Below are 14,214 nucleotides of genomic sequence, written 5' to 3'. Positions count from 1 at the left end.
CGCGCCCCTTGATGATCGGTTCACTCACGACGGCGATCCTGCCACCCGCCCGGATCCGCTCCCGCGCCGATTGACGGTTAGCATCAATCGACGTGCCCGTCGGGCCGGGCAGGGCGGACGGTACCGGCCATGAGCCTGATCCAGGAGAAGTCCGTCCATGACCACGCCGCCGCCCGTGATCACACCACCGTCCATGACCACGCCGCCGCCCGCGATCACACCACCGTCCATGACCACGCCGCCGCCCGCGACGGCCGGCCGCAGGCCCCGCCGATCGGTGCGAGCCGCCGGGGCCCGTTCACGCTGCTGCGGCTGCTGACCGCCGCGGGCGGGCCCCGGTACGCGGCCGCGCTGGTGGTGGACGCGGTGGGCTCCGGCCTGCTGCGGCCGTTCCTGCTGCTGTACGGGATCGGGGTGCTGCACCTGGGCGCGGCGGCGGCGGGGCTGGCGATGTCGGCGGGGATGGTGGCGGGCCTGCTGGTGATGCCGCTGACCGGCCGGTGGATCGACCGCGGCGCCCGGACCCTCCCGGCGGCGGCCACCTTGGCGGTGCGGGCGGCGGGCGCGCTGGCGCTGCTGGTCGCGGACGGCCTGCCGGGGTTCGTGGCGGCGTCGGTGCTGATCGGGGTGGGCAGCCAGTCCTGGCCGACCACGCACGCGGCGGTGGTCAGCACGCTGACCGAGGGCCGGCTGCGGGACGCCGCGCTGGCGGCCGGGCGGTCGCTGCGCAACGCGGGGCTGGGCGCGGGGGCGCTGCTGGCCACGCTGGTGGTGACCGGCGGGGCGGGCGCGATCCGGGTGCTGGCCGGGGCGACGGGTGCGGCCTGCCTGGCCGCCGCCGCGCTGGTGCTGTCGCTGCGGGTGCGCGCGCCACACCGGGCCGCCGACCGGGCGGTGGACGTGCGGGAGCAGGGCGAGTCGCTGCGGCGGATCAGCATGCTGAGCCTCGCCAACCTGCCGTACGCGTTCTGCTTCGACGTGCTGGAGGTGGCGCTGCCGGCGCTGCTGGTGCTGCACCTGCACGCCTCCCCGGCGTGGTCGTCGGGAGTGTTCGTGGGCAACACCGTGCTGGTGGTCGCGCTGCAGCTGGTGCTGGTGCTGCGGCTCGCGGACCGTTCGCGGCGGGCCGTGCTGGCCGCCTCGGGGGTGACGCTGGCCCTGGCCTACCTGGGGTACTGGGCGGTCGGGTCGCTGGGCGGCACGGCGGGCGCGGCGGGCGCCGCGGCGGTCTCGGTGGTGTTCACGCTGGGCGAGATCCTCTACACCGGTGCGGGGACGGCCCTGGTGACGGCCGCCACCCCGCCGCACCTGCTGGGGCGGGCGCTGGCACGCTGGGAGCTGTCCTCGGGCGTGGGCCGGGCGGCGGCGCCGGCGACGCTGATGGCGCTGCTGGCGGCCGGTCCGGGGGTGCTGTGGCCGGTGCTGGCCGGGGCGACGCTGCTGGGGGCGCTGGCGGTGCTGCGACTGGCCCCGAGGGCGTGACGCCCACGGCGCGGGTCGGATCGGGCCCGGTCCCACCCCCGCCCCTCCTCCGGATGCGGAGCGCACCCGCAAGGCCGATGCTGGCGGCGAGGCGTGCCCGGCAGGAGGAAGGACAACAGACCCATGAGTGCTCTCGACTTCGAGATCATCGACAGCCCCGACAGCTCGCTCAACAAGACCTCCGTCCTGGTCACCGGCCCGCAGGACGCCCTGCTGGTGGACGCCGGGTTCACCCGCTCCGACGGCCGCCGGCTGGTGGAGCGGATCCGCGCCGCCGGCAAGCGGCTGGCCGCGGTCTTCGTCAGCCACGGGGACCCGGACTTCTACTTCGGCGCCCAGGAGGTCCAGGACGCCTTCCCGGAGGCACGGTTCCTGGCCACCGCCTCCACCGTCGAGCACATCCAGGAGACGTTCGAGGGCAAGCTCAAGGCCTGGGCCCACCTCGGCCCCGAGCTGCCCACCCGGCTGGTCCGCCCCGAGGTGCTGCACGGGGACGAACTCGTCTTCGAGGGGCACCGGTTCGAGCTGCGCGGCGCCGACTTCCACCTGCCCGACCGGCACTACCTCTGGCAGCACCACCACCACGCCGTACTCGGCGGCGTGCTGCTCTTCGAGGGCCTGCACGTGTGGACGGCCGACACCCCCGAACAGGCCCAACGCGCCGCCTGGATCGACCTGTTGGACGGGATCGAGGCGCTCGAACCGCAGTTCGTCGCGGCCGGCCACCGCACCGCCGGCGCGGCCACCGACCTCACCTCCGTCCGCCACACCCGGGACTACCTGCGCGCCTTCGAGACCGAGATCGGCCGGGCCCCGGACGCGACCGCCGCGAAGGAGGCGCTGGAACGGCGCTTCCCCGACCTGGGGCTGAAGATCGCCGTCGACCTCGGCACCAAGGTCGCCATGGGCGAGATGGCCTGGGGCTGAGCGACGATGATCGAGATCCCGAGGGACACCGCCTCGTTCGCCGAGTCCTCCGCCCCGGCCGACGTGGTCCGCCGCCAGTACCTGGCCTCCGCCCACGGCGACCTGGCCGCCCTGCGCGCCACGCTCGCCGACGACGTGGAGTGGACCGAGATGGCCGGCTTCCCACTGGCCGGCACCTACCGCACCCCGAAGGGCGTCACCGCCAACGTCATGGAGCGCCTGTCCGCCGCCTGGGAGAACTGGACGGCACACGACGACACCTACGTGGTCGACGGCGAGAACGTGGTGGTGCTGGCCCGCTACACGGCCGTCCACAAGATCACCGGAAAGCCGCTCGCGGTGCGGGTCGCCCACCACTTCACGGTGCGCGGCGGCCGGATCGTCCGCTTCGAGCAGTTCGCCGACACCGCGCTGGTCCGGGAGGCGATGACCCCGTAGCGAGCCCCGTAGCGGATTCCTTGACCGCCCCCGTAGCGGTTCGCGCGCCGGTTCGCGCACCGGTTCGCGTTCACCCGTACGGGGGAGCGCGGCGCGGCGCGCCCGGCACGGCCTCGACACGCCACCCGGACGGCGGCAGGCTGGCCCCTGATTCCGGCCGGAGAGCGAGGAGTTCAGCATGGGCACGGGCACGGCGGGAACAGCGGGAACGGCGGAGGGCGGCGGGCGCGAGCGGCCGATCGTGATCGTCGGGGCGTCCCTGGGCGGCGCGAAGGCCGCCCAGGCACTGCGCGAGGCCGGGTACCGGGGCGGCATCGTCCTGATCGGCGACGAACACGAACGCCCGTACGAGCGGCCGCCGCTGTCGAAGGGGTACCTGCTCGGCAAGACGCCCCGGGAGAAGATCTACGTCCACCCGCCGCAGTGGTACGGGGAGCAGGACGTCACGCTGCGACTGGGCACGGCGGTGGCCGCGATCGACCCGGCCGGACACACCGTGACACTCACCGACGACGGCCAGATCGAGTACGCCAAACTGCTGCTCACCACCGGCTCGACCCCACGCCGGCTGCCGGTGCCGGGCGCCGACCAGGACGGCGTGCTCTACCTGCGCCGGGTCGAGGACAGCGACCGGATCAAGGCCGTGCTGCGCCCGGGCGCCCGGGTCGCGGTGATCGGCGCGGGCTGGATCGGCTTGGAGGTGGCGGCCGCGGCCCGGGAGGCCGGCGCCGAGGTGACGGTGCTGGAGGCCGCCGAACTGCCGCTGCTGCGGGTGCTGGGCCGGGAGGTGGCGCAGGTCTTCGCCGATCTGCACCGCGACCACGGCGTCCAGCTGCGGTTCGGCGTCGAGGTCACCGAACTGACCGGCTCCGGCGGCACGGTGAGCGGGGTGCGGCTGGGCGACGGCACCACGGTGCCGGCCGACGCGGTGGTGGTCGGCATCGGCATCACCCCCACGACCGGCCTGGCCGAGGCCGCCGGACTGGAGATCGACAACGGCATCAAGACCGACCAGCAGCTGCGCACTTCGGACCCGGACGTCTACGCGGCCGGCGACGTCGCCAACGCCTACCACCCGCTGTTCGACATGCACCTGCGGGTCGAACACTGGGCCAACGCCGTCAACCAGCCGCAGACCGCCGCCCGCGCGATGCTCGGGCACCCGGACGCGGTGTACGACCGAATCCCGTACTTCTTCAGCGACCAGTACGACGTTGGTATGGAATACGTCGGCTACGTCGAACCGGACGGCTACGACCAGGTGGTGTTCCGCGGCGACCCGGCCACCCGGGAGTTCATCGCCTTCTGGCTGGCCGCCGGCCGGGTCCTGGCGGGCATGAACGTCAACGTCTGGGACGTCACCGACCCGATCCGCGAACTCGTGCGCTCCGGCCGGACGGTGGACCCGAAGGCCCTGGCCGACCCGGACACCCCGCTCGGCAAGATCTGACACAGGGACGAACACCCGTCGTCCGCACGACCACGCGGATCGTCCGCCTCTGACCCCCCCCCAACGCAACGATGCCCCTCCCCGTTTCGGGGAGGGGCATCTGAAGTCAGTCCCTCAGCACTGGGGGAGGCCGTTGCTGCCTCGCGCGTGCCACAGATCATAGTTGTCGACATATGCGCCATACACATAGTCGTTGAAGTATTGCCGACCGATAGACCCGTAGTAGTACTCGGTGTTGATGTAATACCAAACGTCGCCTTGCTGGGCGATGTCCTCACCAACCGTCCAGCAGCGGACATTCACAAAATCCCCGGGGGCAAGGTCCCGGTGGATGTCCTTGTTGGCCGTCCAGGGTGACCAGTACAGCCCCACATGGTGGGTCGTCTTCAGGGTGACCGGGTAGTCCCCGGTGCCCGCGTGGGCGGGTCCGGTCGTCAGCGCGAGCCCGCCGACGGCCAGGGCGCCGGCCACAACAGTCCGCACCACACGTTGCCTCAGGTTCCGTTTCATTCTGGTCCCCCCGTGAAGATCGGTGCCGACGCCGCTGATGCCACCAGCCTCGACGCTGAGCTTGGCAGCTTGCCCGCCATCCGACAACGGCCAGTTCCCGCCAGCCCAGACCCATTACGGCAAACGCACCTTGCTCACGTCACTCCAGGCCAGGTAAACCACCTGACCCTGAACGCAAAGAAGCCCCTCCCCCAGATCGGGGAGGGCGCCTTTCGTGTTTCAGGCCGGCTACCAGCCCACCACGGAGAATGGTTCGCCTTTCAGATACCGGCTGATCCCGGCCTCGTTGTAGGGCTGGGTGTTCTCCGGAAGATCGTTGAGTGGGTACCACCCGACACCGGCGCACTTGTGGGGTTCGGCGTTGTACGGTTCGCCGTTCCACTCGGAGGCGGCGAGGAACCAGCCGACGCGCGCCTCTCCCTCTGGGTTGCGGTAGTGCATGACATGGACAACCCGAACGGCCTCTCGGTGAACTTCCACGCCCACCTCCTCTCGGGCTTCGCGGATCGCTGCCGAGATCACGTCCTCGTCCACGTCGACCTTCCCGCTGGGGAGATTGAGCAGGCCGTCGCTGTAGCCGGTGTTGGCTCGTTCGGCCAGCAGGACGAGGCCGTTCCGTTCGAGGATGATCATGGCGTCGTTGATCGGACGTTGGGGCTGCACCAGGTCCTCCGAAGGTGTGTCGTAGGAGGACGATAGGCCACCTCAGTGGACGTTGATGCCCAGGAGGTGGAGGTGCTTGGCGATCCACTCGACGCGGGCCTGGGTGGTGAGGCCCTGCGGGAGGTCGAAGATCGGCACGTTGGTGGCCCGGATCGCCTCGTAGACGGCCGTCTCGGTGGCACTCTGAAGATCAAGCACCTTGCCACGGAACTGGTCGCCGCCGACCTCCTGGTCGTAGTGGTCGCGGCAATGGACCACGGCGGAGTACGTGATGGGCATCCAGGCCTTACAGAGAGACTCCATCGAGCGAAGGACTGCACGCACCTGCGGGTCATCCTGGTCAAGGACGATCCGGGCGTAGGCCAGGACATTGGCCGGGGTCTTGTCGGTGATCAGGAGACTGTGGTTTCGCGCCGTACGCATGGTGGTGGTGAGCTGGGCAGCGAAGGTGTCGAGTTCGACAGTGAGGTCGAATTCGCCTTTTCCGTGAAGAACGATCTCCTCCATGAAGGGGCTCACTCGCGCGGGTTCCCCCGTGGCTGCGACGTTGACGCCCTGCTCGCGGTAGTACGCCGCGAGGGCGTGGACCAGAGTGGTTTTTCCAGCCGCAGCGGTTCCCTCGACGGCTACGACCTTGCACTCGCGGATTGGCATGGTTCCCCCAACAGGTCTTGGAAGGTTCGGGATTGGAGCCAGCCCCAACCGTCGGCGTGGGCGGCGATCATGCGGTTCACGTTGAGCCCGACCTCGCCCCAACCGCCGAGGCCAGCCGCAGACACGGCAACGAGGGCGGTGGAGAGGGAGTGCCTGAGGTTAAGGACGCTGACCCGCTCACGAGCCTCGATGTCGTTCTTCTCCAGCCACCGACGGTGCAAGCTGGTCATCGAGGTACTGCGTAGTTCCGGCTGAGTGACGTCAAGGCCAAGTTCGGTGCAGACGTCGACCAGCCGCCGGGAGGTCCCGTCGAGCAGATGGCCGGCGTCGTACCGGGTGTCGATGATCCGAGGGCCTTCATCCTTGGGGGTGCGACGGGTTGACCAAGCGGCTCGGGCACTGTCGAGAGCCGGTTCAGCGTTTTCTCGGTTGGCGACCAACACGGCTAGGTCGGAACATAGTTGGTGCCCAGTGATGAGGTCGGCGTCCGCGAATGTTCGGGCGATGGTGTCGGCCGCGGAGACTACGAGTTCCCCAGTCTCACCAGCGTCCTCGACGTACATGCTGACGTACCCGAAGGAGAGTTGAGCAAGGTCAGCCACAGGGTCCGTGGTCGGGACATCAAGCACGGCAAGCGAGAAACAGAACGCCCTATTCCCGTTCTTGATCCGGTAGTTCTTGGTCCACTCGACGTCGAGCGAGGCCACCCGACACGTTCGAGAGTTCTTGCGCGGCAAGTGTCGCGGATCGAAGAGGTTGTTGACCGTGATCACGTTGCTCCTAGCGGTGCGGGCCCGGCCCTTCGCGGGCCGAGCCCACGGTATGCCCTGGATCAGTCCTGTCGTTCATCCGGAGCGAGTACCAGGGGGAACGCGTCCCAGGCAACCAGGCCAAGCGGTTTGGTCGCGTCGAACACCCCGGTCCACTCCAGCCGTTGGGCTTGGTGGCCGGCCAGGAGTGCAACGGCGAGGGCAGACATGACCCCTGCCGCACCGATGTGTTGGGTGTGCCAGTCCCGGCCCGTCGCCCGCCCGGCCGAGGACCAGAGCTCTTCGTATGCCTGCTGGAGGGCCACCGGTGACCGGTACCGCCAGAGTTCCCGGCCGAAGTCGAGGCGGTTAGCCGTGAGCGCGTTGTCGAGTTGCATGCCGGAGTCGGCAGTGTCGACCAACAAAGCCGTACCGCGTTCGCGGCGGGGCCGGTCAGCCCACGCTTCACCCACAGCGTCGATACCGGCGCGCGGAGCCGTCAGCGGGGGACGAAGGGCGTGGAGGTCATCCGGAAAGGAGTGCCACCCGATGATCTCGGCCTCGCGGCGCGCCTGGACGAGCACGCTGTCCACGAAGGCCGGTATGTCGGACCGGTCACCGTTCGGTTCCACGGCGACACTGCGATACCCGAAGTGCAGGGTATCGGAGGCGATCTCGCGGCTTGCGGTCCGGTGTACGGGGATGAACACGGCAGCGGCACCGATCGGAACGACCTCACTGCCGTCGTCGGCCCACTGAATGCTCATCCCGGTGAGGAGCCGCACCTTTCGGGCGACGGGACGCATGTCGGCCGCGTAGGGCGTCTTGGGCCATGCCAGGTTGGAGAACTCACGCAGCACTTCCGCCTCCCCCGTGGCCGATCGCGCGGATCGAGGCCCCGAGGTACTTCCGGTAGTGGTTCTCCTTGAAGCGGTATCGCTTCCAGATCTCCTGAATCGGCTCCTCCAGTACGTTGCCGATGGGCTCGAACAGGTCTTTCGAGTCGTACACCGGCCAGGCGTTGGCCTTGCCGGTGGGCTCCACCACGATCATGTGGCCTTCGTTCTCCGGCGTCCACGTGGTGAGCCGAAGCGCGGGACTCCACTGGTAGGTGGAGCGAAGTTCGCCGAGCCGGCCAAACGCCTCGCTGGCCTCGCCATCGGTGATGAACTCATTCGCGTCCAGGTTGAGGGCATTGCCCTTCCTGAGCGGCATGATCAGCTTGACCTTGCCCGCGTTGAGAACGTCGGCGATCTGCACCGTGAACGGCAGCGCCGCCAGGGTCGAGCGGTAGACGACTGCGGACAGGGAGATCGGAATACCCTCGTCCTGGAGTGCGCGAACGCCGGGCATGACCTTGTCGTAGTCCCCGCGTACCCGGTTGGTGATCCCTCGCGGACCTTCCAGGCCGATGTTCGCGAACGCGACCTTCCCCGCAATCCGCTTCGCGTGCTGGAGGCCGTGGGTGGCGTTCGTCGGTACGGCCAGGACGAAGTTATCGTCCGCAAACATGTCCACGATCTCACCGAAGTCGCGGCGCATGAGCGGTTCACCGCCGGACAGAAAGATCCGCTTGGTCCCCTTGAGGTGGTCCCTCATGGTCTCCAGCTGCGTCAGCTTCGGGTCCGGCAGCTGGAGGACTTCCGAGCAGAACGAGCAGTCGAAGTCACAGCGCTTCGTGACCTGGAGGATTGCGGACAGGGGTTCGGTGGACCGTTGGGCGAGTTCCTGGATGTCGGTTCCCGGTGCGGCCGTGAAGTGGTGGCCGCGGGCGGCGAAGGCGAGTCCGTCGCCCATCGACAGGTCGCTGCGGGGCGGTACGGCCGGCAGGCCGAGGTCAGTCATGGTCTTCCTCCCTGAACTGATCTATGAATTAAGCCGATTTGTTTCATTCACGATGGATGTCACACGTCGCCGACCGGACGAAGGCACCCGTGAGCCAGCGACGTGCTGCCCGGCCCCCACAGAGCCGGCTCCCGCCCCCGGGGTCACCGGGGGCGGGAGTTTCAGGCCCGCCCTGGTTGTCCGTCCGTGACGTGTAACGGCTCCAGGGCGGGGGTTCCGGCCGGAGGATCAGGACTCCACCGGCCGGTGATCAAGGGGGACGGCCGCTCCCCGCCAGAAGGGGGGTGACTGGCGGGGAGCGGTGTGGCTCGACGAGGGCCCGGCACCAACACGCCCTCGGAGCCGACCGGCAGGGAAGTAGGCCCGCCGGTACTCACCCGTCCGCGGCCGTCTTTCGCGGACGGGCGTTGAACCCCGTCGTCGCAGAGGATGAGCGCTCACGCTGCGACGACGGGAGCCTGTCAGTCCGGCGGGTCCGGTTCCCACCCGCACCACACGCCGGCCGGGGTGACCACCATCCACTCGCGCCCGCCGCCCGGCTCGCGCTGCGGCCGGGCGACCAGTTCGGCCTTGAGCCCCATACGAACTCGGATCGCGGCCAGCCCCTCAGGGGTACATCGAAGAGGGCGTTGCGCGGCGGCGATGCCCGCCAAGACGCCCGTTGCGGCGACCAGTTCGACGGTCACGAGAGCGGCCGGCGGTGAGGGTTGCACCCGGATCCGGGCGCGATCTCCCGGGGGTCGCACCGTCGCAGCTGGTCGGGCTTGGTCGTCCACTCCTGTCCCCCGCCGATCGGCCTCAGGAAGGCCGCCCCGCAGAGGATCTCCATGAAGACCCCCTCCTTCGGCTTGCCGTCGGCGTCACGGTGCTTCAGGTCCTGCACCACCTCGTTGCGAACGAAGTCGGGCAGCGCGGATTTCGGATCTTCGGACATGAGGGTCTCCGTAGCGCTTCGCACTTGGCGTCTCACTTGCTGTAGCCATGGTGGCGCGCCTGCACCTACGATCGGAAGCGGATCTGAAACTTGAAGCGACCACTCGGCAGGTTGGTGAAGCATGGTGAACCGCAAGGAGCTTGATCCAACGTCAGGCCCGTGGGCACCTTTCGGAGTACAACTCCGCAGGTCGCGCGAGGCAGCTGGGATGACCCAGGCCAAACTGGCAAAGCTTGTTGGGGTTGACCCCTCCTACGTCTCCTACGCTGAACTTGCCCCGCCGGATCGGACACCGCCAAGTGAAGCTTTTGCCCGCGACGTTGATCGGGTGCTTGATACGGGTGGCACCCTGCTCCTCATGTGGCTTCAAGCCAAGCACTCGGCACTGTTGGATGGCTTCCCCGAGTTCGCGACCCAGGAGCAGAACGCCGCTGAGATAAGGATCTACGAAGCGGGTATCGTGCCGGGCCTGTTCCAAATCGAGGCGTACGCGAGGGCGTTGGCGGTCGGTGATGTTCGAAGAGGCGCGATCACGCAGGAACAGGCGGACGAGCGGGTCACGTTCCTGCTCGCGAGGCAGGAGCTGGTGAGGCGAAAGCGACCCCCACTCGTACACGCAGTACTCGACGAGAGCTGCCTGCGGCGCATCATCGGAGGGCGAGATGTGATGCAGGCGCAACTTACCCACCTGGAGACGCTGTACGCCGTGAACAACGTCATCCTTCAAGTTGCGCCGTTTGCGCTGGGGGAAGACCGGCCGTTCGCCTTACCGATGGTGCTCCTTACCCTCCCGGATCAGTCCTTCCTGGGCTATTCGGAGTCTGAGGGTCGCAGCCACCTGGAACGAGATACTGAGAGGCTGTCCACCTGGAGGAAACAGTACGATCGCCTTCAGGTGGGAGCGCTGGCCGAGACAGCGACTCTCGAATGGATGCGCGCTGCTCGGAAGGGGATCGAATGTCCGACATCAACTTGCTCGCTGCCCAGTGGGTGAAGTCGAGTTTCAGCCAGCAAGGCGGCAACTGCATCGAGGTGGCTCCCGGCTTCCCCGGTGTGATGCCCGTCCGCGACTCCAAGGACCCTGAGGGACCTACCCTCATGTTCCCGGCCGATGCCTGGTCGCCCTTCGTCGCCGCCGTCCGTACCGGCGAGTTCGGAAACGTCTGACGTCGGTGTGTTGCCCTGAGACCCCGCCACCCCTTGCCGGAGTGGCGGGGTCTCTTGGCTGACCGCTACCTGACGAAGATGTTGAAAGCGCGCCCGGCTTGGGCAGCCAGAGCAAGATCTTCAACAGGCTTCCAGGGATCCGGCCAATGACTTCAGGTCAGGTCCGCTTGCGGCTCGCGATCTCGTCAGCGAGCTGCTGCACGTGGTCGGGGTCCGCGTCCCGGGCGAGGGCGACGTAGTGGTCCATGACGGCCGGCCGGTAGCGCACGGGGAACGTCTCTCCCGGAGCGAGTCGGGTGAGCTCGGTGATCGTGAGGTCTTCGTCCGCGATACCGCGGAACGAGATGCCGCCGGCGGTCTCCACGTCGAGCATCAGGACCACGCGTGGATTGCTGTTGACCTCCCGCCAGTCGACGAGAACGCCGAGCGCAAGCGCCCCCGTACGCAGTTCCGCATTGCGCTTCCGTGCCTCACTGCTCAGGAACGGGTTCGGGGCGACGCCCGGGAAGTCGGGCCCGACACCGAGCGATTCCCGACTCAGGTCGGGCCTGAGCTGCGCCATCAGATCGTTGAGCTTCTTCCGCGAACCGAACATCCTGGCCCCTCCCTCACACCGGTGCCGGACTCTCGGCCTGGCGCTTCGCCTTCACCGCGATCGTACGTCGCGGCCATTCCCGACCTCCGGCGCATCGCGCCGTCCCGATGGGATCGCCGTCTGCGGTCGCGGACGGACTCGGTCGGTGCACCTGTCGGTCGGACGAGCCACGTCCGCACGCCGACAGGAGGACCAAGCCGTGATCGATACTGACCCCAACAGTGCGTCCCGGGCAAGACCGTACGGTGCCGCGATCCTGTGCGGAGAGAGGAGGCCCCGTCACGCCTTTTCCGGAGTGGCGGGGCTCCGCCGTGAACTGGGCGGGTTCCGGGCGTCAGGAGTGCCTGCTGTCGGCAATACTGGGGTGTCCGGGGGCGATTCGGACAGGGAGGCGCGGTGGGCGGGACGGCCGGATTCGCCGTGGTGGTGTTCGGCGGGCTGGGCGGCGTGGTCGCCTACCTCGCCGGGGTGGTCGGGCTGCGCGACCTGCGGCGGCTGCGCCGGGTCGGCGTCCCGGCCCAGGCCCTGGTGCGCGCCCGCGTCCCCGCCCCGGAGGACCGCGCGCTGCCACCGCGCCCGCTGCTGCAGTTCGAGACCGAGGACGGCCGGGTGGTGGAGGTCTTCTCGCCCGTCCCGTCCACCCCACGCCACCCGCTGCCGGACGGCGGCCACGTGCAGGTCCGCTACGACCCGGCCGACCCCCGGCAGGTCCTGGTGGACGGCCGCGAACGCAGGCCCTTGGAGTACGGCTTCGTGGCGCTCGGGCTGCTGATGGTGCTGGCCGCGATCACGCTGGCGGTCGCCGTTCTGTGAGGCTGCCCGACGGTTGCGACGTTCATCAGAACCGAGTCGTGGGGCGGGCCCGGCGCCGTTGCCGGCTCAGGTGATGACGGTGGTGGCGGCCGTGGTGGCGATGGTGACGGCCGCGATGGCGGCCACGGCGGCCTGCATGTTCCGGATCGCCTGGCCGACGGACTCGCCCGCCCAGTCGCCCTCGGCGATCTCCGCGAAGCGCGGCTCGACCTGCTTGCGGGGCTGCTCCGGGAAGGCCACCTTGTACAGGCGGGCGGTATGCAGGAGGGCGATCAACGTGGCGGTGCGGACGTCCGGTTCGGCGCCGTCCAGGACCACGGCGGCCAGGCGTGCGCGCAGGGCGCGCTCGACGGAGCCGTCCGCCTCCGGGTAGCGGCGGACCGGGAAGAGGCCGAGGGCGCGGTGGCGCTCCTCGACGACCAGGCCGCGCTCGCACAGCCGCTGGACGGTGTCCCGGATCGCCGTCGGCTGGTCCTTGGCCAGCCACTCGGCCGGCTTGGCCTTTCCGGCGCCCTTGCGCTCCGCCCACTCGGCGAGCCGGTCGAGACGCCCGTCGAGCAGGGGCTCGCCGGTCGGCGTGCGGTCGGTGACGGTCAGCCGGCCGTCGTCCACCACGACCCGCCCGGCCAGCGCGAGGTCCGCGAGGAACCCGCCCGCCACCGCCCAGCCGGCGGTCGTACCCGCCTTCGCAGCACCGGACTTGTCGTCCAGCGACAACAGCATCAGCTCCTCGGCGAGGGTGACGTGCATGCTCCATTCCTTTCGCGGATCAGAGGCGATCACCGGCAACCGGCAACTACCAGCAGCAACCGGCGGCGACCGGCGGCGACCGGCGGCGACCGGGAAATGATCAAGAAGCGATCAGTCTACTGAGGTTTTCGTGGCGGCCCGATGGCGAACACCGCCTTCACCGACGCCGACCACCTCACCCGCACCCTCCGCCGGGGCCTGCGACACATCCAGCTCCAGCCACCCCTCATCGAGGGATGTCCGGCCGGCACCGGCCCGTCACTCGCTCCACCGACTCGGCCCTGAGAACCTCAGTAACTGAACGGCGTTGGCGCTGGACGTCGGCGGTACCCATCGGGCTCCCCCGCTTCCCCTGCCGTCCGGCGCGGCGGCTCGGCGGCGCGCCTTCGTGCCGCGCGCGGCGTGGTCGAGCCGATTCCGCGGCACCGCCGAAACACCGGCGCTCCGGCGGTTCGACCACGGTATTCCGGCGCTCCGTCGCCGGCCGGAACAGCCGGGGCGAATATGACGCCCAGTCATCGGAAAGTCACGCATTTCCATGGTCGGCGTACACCCGCGATATTCGCGGCCCGATTCCCACGGACGGATCCCCGTAGTCGGTTCGTCACGCCCCGCATTCGCTCCGCCCGGAATTCCACGCGCGAAACGCGGCCCGCGCGGGCCTTCGGGCAGTCCTTCAGGCAGGGCTTCCGGACGGGCCTTCCGGGCGGGGCGCGGACACCCGGGCCGCCGGCCCGGCCTCGGCTAGACGTCGAGAGCGGCCTCGATGCGCTTGAGACCGTGCCGGGCGAGCGCAAGGTTGCCGCGCGAGCGGTCCAGCGCCAGGTAGAGGAAGAGCGAGCCGTGACTGCGGGTCAGCGGGCGGATCAGGTGGTACTGGGTGCCGAGGGTGATCAGGATGTCCTCGATGACATCGTCGATCGACAGCGCGGCCAGGGCGCGTATCTTCGCACGAACGACCTCGGTGTTGGCGGCGGCCGCAATCTCCAGGTCGAGCTGCTGCCCCCCGCCGAGGGACCCGAGCGACATACCGCTCTCGTAGTCGGCCACGGCCACTCCGATGGCCCCCTCGATGGCCATCGCGTCCTTGAGTGCGTCGTCAATGTTCATACGCTGTTCGTCCTTTGCGTGACTTCCGGGCAGAACTCCCGTGTGCAGGAACAAAATAGCAAGAAGTCACCGGTTGTGGTCGCCTCGTGAAAATGATGGAATAAAGTACGCTACCGGGGTTCAGAAC

18 protein-coding genes are annotated in these 14,214 nt (G+C 69.1%); 7 read left to right on the top strand and 11 right to left on the bottom strand.

Annotation, left to right across the window (positions count from 1 at the left end; translation table 11 throughout):
* The first annotated feature begins 129 nt into the window (after positions 1-129).
* The 4 genes from ACFWPI_RS02050 (at position 130) to ACFWPI_RS02035 (ending at position 4,297) form a co-directional block, all read left to right on the top strand.
* Positions 130-1,482, top strand: coding sequence for an MFS transporter (locus tag ACFWPI_RS02050; protein ID WP_380370047.1), 1,353 nt, complete (start codon positions 130-132; stop codon positions 1,480-1,482).
* Positions 1,483-1,605: 123 nt separating this feature from the next.
* Positions 1,606-2,409, top strand: a complete 804-nt coding sequence (locus ACFWPI_RS02045) for an MBL fold metallo-hydrolase (RefSeq protein ID WP_063350526.1) — start codon at positions 1,606-1,608, stop codon at positions 2,407-2,409.
* A 6-nt stretch (positions 2,410-2,415) separates the two neighbouring features.
* Positions 2,416-2,847: a nuclear transport factor 2 family protein gene (locus ACFWPI_RS02040; RefSeq protein WP_350879555.1), complete on the top strand. Its 432-nt coding sequence runs from the start codon at positions 2,416-2,418 to the stop codon at positions 2,845-2,847.
* Positions 2,848-3,025: 178 nt separating this feature from the next.
* Positions 3,026-4,297, top strand: a complete 1,272-nt coding sequence (locus tag ACFWPI_RS02035; protein WP_380370051.1) for an NAD(P)/FAD-dependent oxidoreductase — start codon at positions 3,026-3,028, stop codon at positions 4,295-4,297.
* 114 nt (positions 4,298-4,411) lie between these two features.
* On the opposite strand, the gene ACFWPI_RS02030 is transcribed toward ACFWPI_RS02035, so the two are convergent.
* The 8 genes from ACFWPI_RS02030 to ACFWPI_RS01995 all read right to left on the bottom strand — a co-directional run bounded on the left by ACFWPI_RS02030 (position 4,412) and on the right by ACFWPI_RS01995 (position 9,652).
* Complete coding sequence (locus ACFWPI_RS02030; RefSeq protein WP_380370053.1) at positions 4,412-4,807, bottom strand: hypothetical protein; 396 nt, start codon at positions 4,805-4,807, stop codon at positions 4,412-4,414.
* A 228-nt stretch (positions 4,808-5,035) separates the two neighbouring features.
* Entirely contained in the window at positions 5,036-5,440 is a 405-nt protein-coding gene (locus ACFWPI_RS02025; protein WP_363373676.1) for an NUDIX domain-containing protein, read from the bottom strand.
* A 72-nt stretch (positions 5,441-5,512) separates the two neighbouring features.
* A complete protein-coding gene (locus ACFWPI_RS02020; protein ID WP_380370056.1) occupies positions 5,513-6,124 on the bottom strand; it encodes an AAA family ATPase in 612 nt (203 codons plus the stop codon).
* Positions 6,097-6,897 carry a hypothetical protein gene (locus tag ACFWPI_RS02015; protein ID WP_380370059.1) on the bottom strand — a complete coding sequence of 267 codons (801 nt, stop codon included), beginning with the start codon at positions 6,895-6,897 and terminating at the stop codon, positions 6,097-6,099. The genes ACFWPI_RS02020 and ACFWPI_RS02015 overlap by 28 nt, the downstream gene beginning before the upstream one ends.
* A 59-nt stretch (positions 6,898-6,956) precedes the next feature.
* The gene (locus ACFWPI_RS02010; RefSeq protein WP_380370061.1) at positions 6,957-7,733 is read right to left on the bottom strand and encodes a hypothetical protein; all 777 of its coding nucleotides are present in this window, start codon (positions 7,731-7,733) and stop codon (positions 6,957-6,959) included.
* Entirely contained in the window at positions 7,723-8,718 is a 996-nt protein-coding gene (locus tag ACFWPI_RS02005; RefSeq protein ID WP_380370064.1) for a radical SAM protein, read from the bottom strand. The genes ACFWPI_RS02010 and ACFWPI_RS02005 overlap by 11 nt, the downstream gene beginning before the upstream one ends.
* A 461-nt stretch (positions 8,719-9,179) precedes the next feature.
* The gene (locus tag ACFWPI_RS02000) at positions 9,180-9,404 is read right to left on the bottom strand and encodes a hypothetical protein (RefSeq protein WP_380370066.1); all 225 of its coding nucleotides are present in this window, start codon (positions 9,402-9,404) and stop codon (positions 9,180-9,182) included.
* A complete protein-coding gene (locus tag ACFWPI_RS01995; RefSeq protein ID WP_380370068.1) occupies positions 9,401-9,652 on the bottom strand; it encodes a hypothetical protein in 252 nt (83 codons plus the stop codon). The genes ACFWPI_RS02000 and ACFWPI_RS01995 overlap by 4 nt, the downstream gene beginning before the upstream one ends.
* 121 nt (positions 9,653-9,773) lie before the next feature.
* On the opposite strand from ACFWPI_RS01995, the gene ACFWPI_RS01990 reads away from it, so the two are divergent.
* A complete protein-coding gene (locus ACFWPI_RS01990; protein ID WP_380370070.1) occupies positions 9,774-10,646 on the top strand; it encodes a Scr1 family TA system antitoxin-like transcriptional regulator in 873 nt (290 codons plus the stop codon).
* Positions 10,610-10,819, top strand: a complete 210-nt coding sequence (locus ACFWPI_RS01985; protein WP_380370073.1) for a DUF397 domain-containing protein — start codon at positions 10,610-10,612, stop codon at positions 10,817-10,819. Before ACFWPI_RS01990 ends, ACFWPI_RS01985 begins: the two co-directional genes overlap by 37 nt.
* Positions 10,820-10,976: 157 nt before the next feature.
* Here ACFWPI_RS01985 and ACFWPI_RS01980 read toward each other — a convergent pair whose 3' ends face one another.
* Complete coding sequence (locus ACFWPI_RS01980; protein WP_380370076.1) at positions 10,977-11,414, bottom strand: hypothetical protein; 438 nt, start codon at positions 11,412-11,414, stop codon at positions 10,977-10,979.
* Positions 11,415-11,810: 396 nt separating this feature from the next.
* Here ACFWPI_RS01980 and ACFWPI_RS01975 point away from each other — a divergent pair, with 396 nt between their 5' ends.
* Positions 11,811-12,227 carry a DUF3592 domain-containing protein gene (locus ACFWPI_RS01975; RefSeq protein WP_380370079.1) on the top strand — a complete coding sequence of 139 codons (417 nt, stop codon included), beginning with the start codon at positions 11,811-11,813 and terminating at the stop codon, positions 12,225-12,227.
* A 66-nt stretch (positions 12,228-12,293) separates the two neighbouring features.
* Here ACFWPI_RS01975 and ACFWPI_RS01970 read toward each other — a convergent pair whose 3' ends face one another.
* Positions 12,294-12,977 (bottom strand): GPP34 family phosphoprotein, encoded by a 684-nt coding sequence (locus ACFWPI_RS01970; RefSeq protein ID WP_063350520.1) that lies wholly within the window; start codon positions 12,975-12,977, stop codon positions 12,294-12,296.
* A gap of 744 nt (positions 12,978-13,721) precedes the next feature.
* Positions 13,722-14,087, bottom strand: a complete 366-nt coding sequence (locus tag ACFWPI_RS01965) for a hypothetical protein (protein ID WP_063350519.1) — start codon at positions 14,085-14,087, stop codon at positions 13,722-13,724.
* Positions 14,088-14,214: the final 127 nt, after the last annotated feature.

Origin of the sequence: Kitasatospora sp. NPDC058492 (genome assembly GCF_042720685.1) — a bacterium.
GTDB lineage: Bacteria > Actinomycetota > Actinomycetes > Streptomycetales > Streptomycetaceae > Kitasatospora.
The sequence above is the reverse complement of the archived record's forward strand: the minus strand, read 5'-3'. Positions and strand labels throughout refer to the sequence as shown.

Coding starts and splice junctions, on each gene's coding strand:
- ACFWPI_RS02035 (WP_380370051.1), top strand. CDS start 3,026: ATGGGCACGGGCACGGCGGGAACAGCGGGAACGGCGGAGGGCGGCGGG.
- ACFWPI_RS01965 (WP_063350519.1), bottom strand. CDS start 14,087: ATGAACATTGACGACGCACTCAAGGACGCGATGGCCATCGAGGGGGCC.
- ACFWPI_RS01970 (WP_063350520.1), bottom strand. CDS start 12,977: ATGCACGTCACCCTCGCCGAGGAGCTGATGCTGTTGTCGCTGGACGAC.
- ACFWPI_RS02025 (WP_363373676.1), bottom strand. CDS start 5,440: ATGATCATCCTCGAACGGAACGGCCTCGTCCTGCTGGCCGAACGAGCC.
- ACFWPI_RS02005 (WP_380370064.1), bottom strand. CDS start 8,718: ATGACTGACCTCGGCCTGCCGGCCGTACCGCCCCGCAGCGACCTGTCG.
- ACFWPI_RS01995 (WP_380370068.1), bottom strand. CDS start 9,652: ATGTCCGAAGATCCGAAATCCGCGCTGCCCGACTTCGTTCGCAACGAG.
- ACFWPI_RS02050 (WP_380370047.1), top strand. CDS start 130: ATGAGCCTGATCCAGGAGAAGTCCGTCCATGACCACGCCGCCGCCCGT.
- ACFWPI_RS02030 (WP_380370053.1), bottom strand. CDS start 4,807: ATGAAACGGAACCTGAGGCAACGTGTGGTGCGGACTGTTGTGGCCGGC.
- ACFWPI_RS01990 (WP_380370070.1), top strand. CDS start 9,774: ATGGTGAACCGCAAGGAGCTTGATCCAACGTCAGGCCCGTGGGCACCT.
- ACFWPI_RS02045 (WP_063350526.1), top strand. CDS start 1,606: ATGAGTGCTCTCGACTTCGAGATCATCGACAGCCCCGACAGCTCGCTC.
- ACFWPI_RS01980 (WP_380370076.1), bottom strand. CDS start 11,414: ATGTTCGGTTCGCGGAAGAAGCTCAACGATCTGATGGCGCAGCTCAGG.
- ACFWPI_RS01985 (WP_380370073.1), top strand. CDS start 10,610: ATGTCCGACATCAACTTGCTCGCTGCCCAGTGGGTGAAGTCGAGTTTC.
- ACFWPI_RS02020 (WP_380370056.1), bottom strand. CDS start 6,124: ATGCCAATCCGCGAGTGCAAGGTCGTAGCCGTCGAGGGAACCGCTGCG.
- ACFWPI_RS02040 (WP_350879555.1), top strand. CDS start 2,416: ATGATCGAGATCCCGAGGGACACCGCCTCGTTCGCCGAGTCCTCCGCC.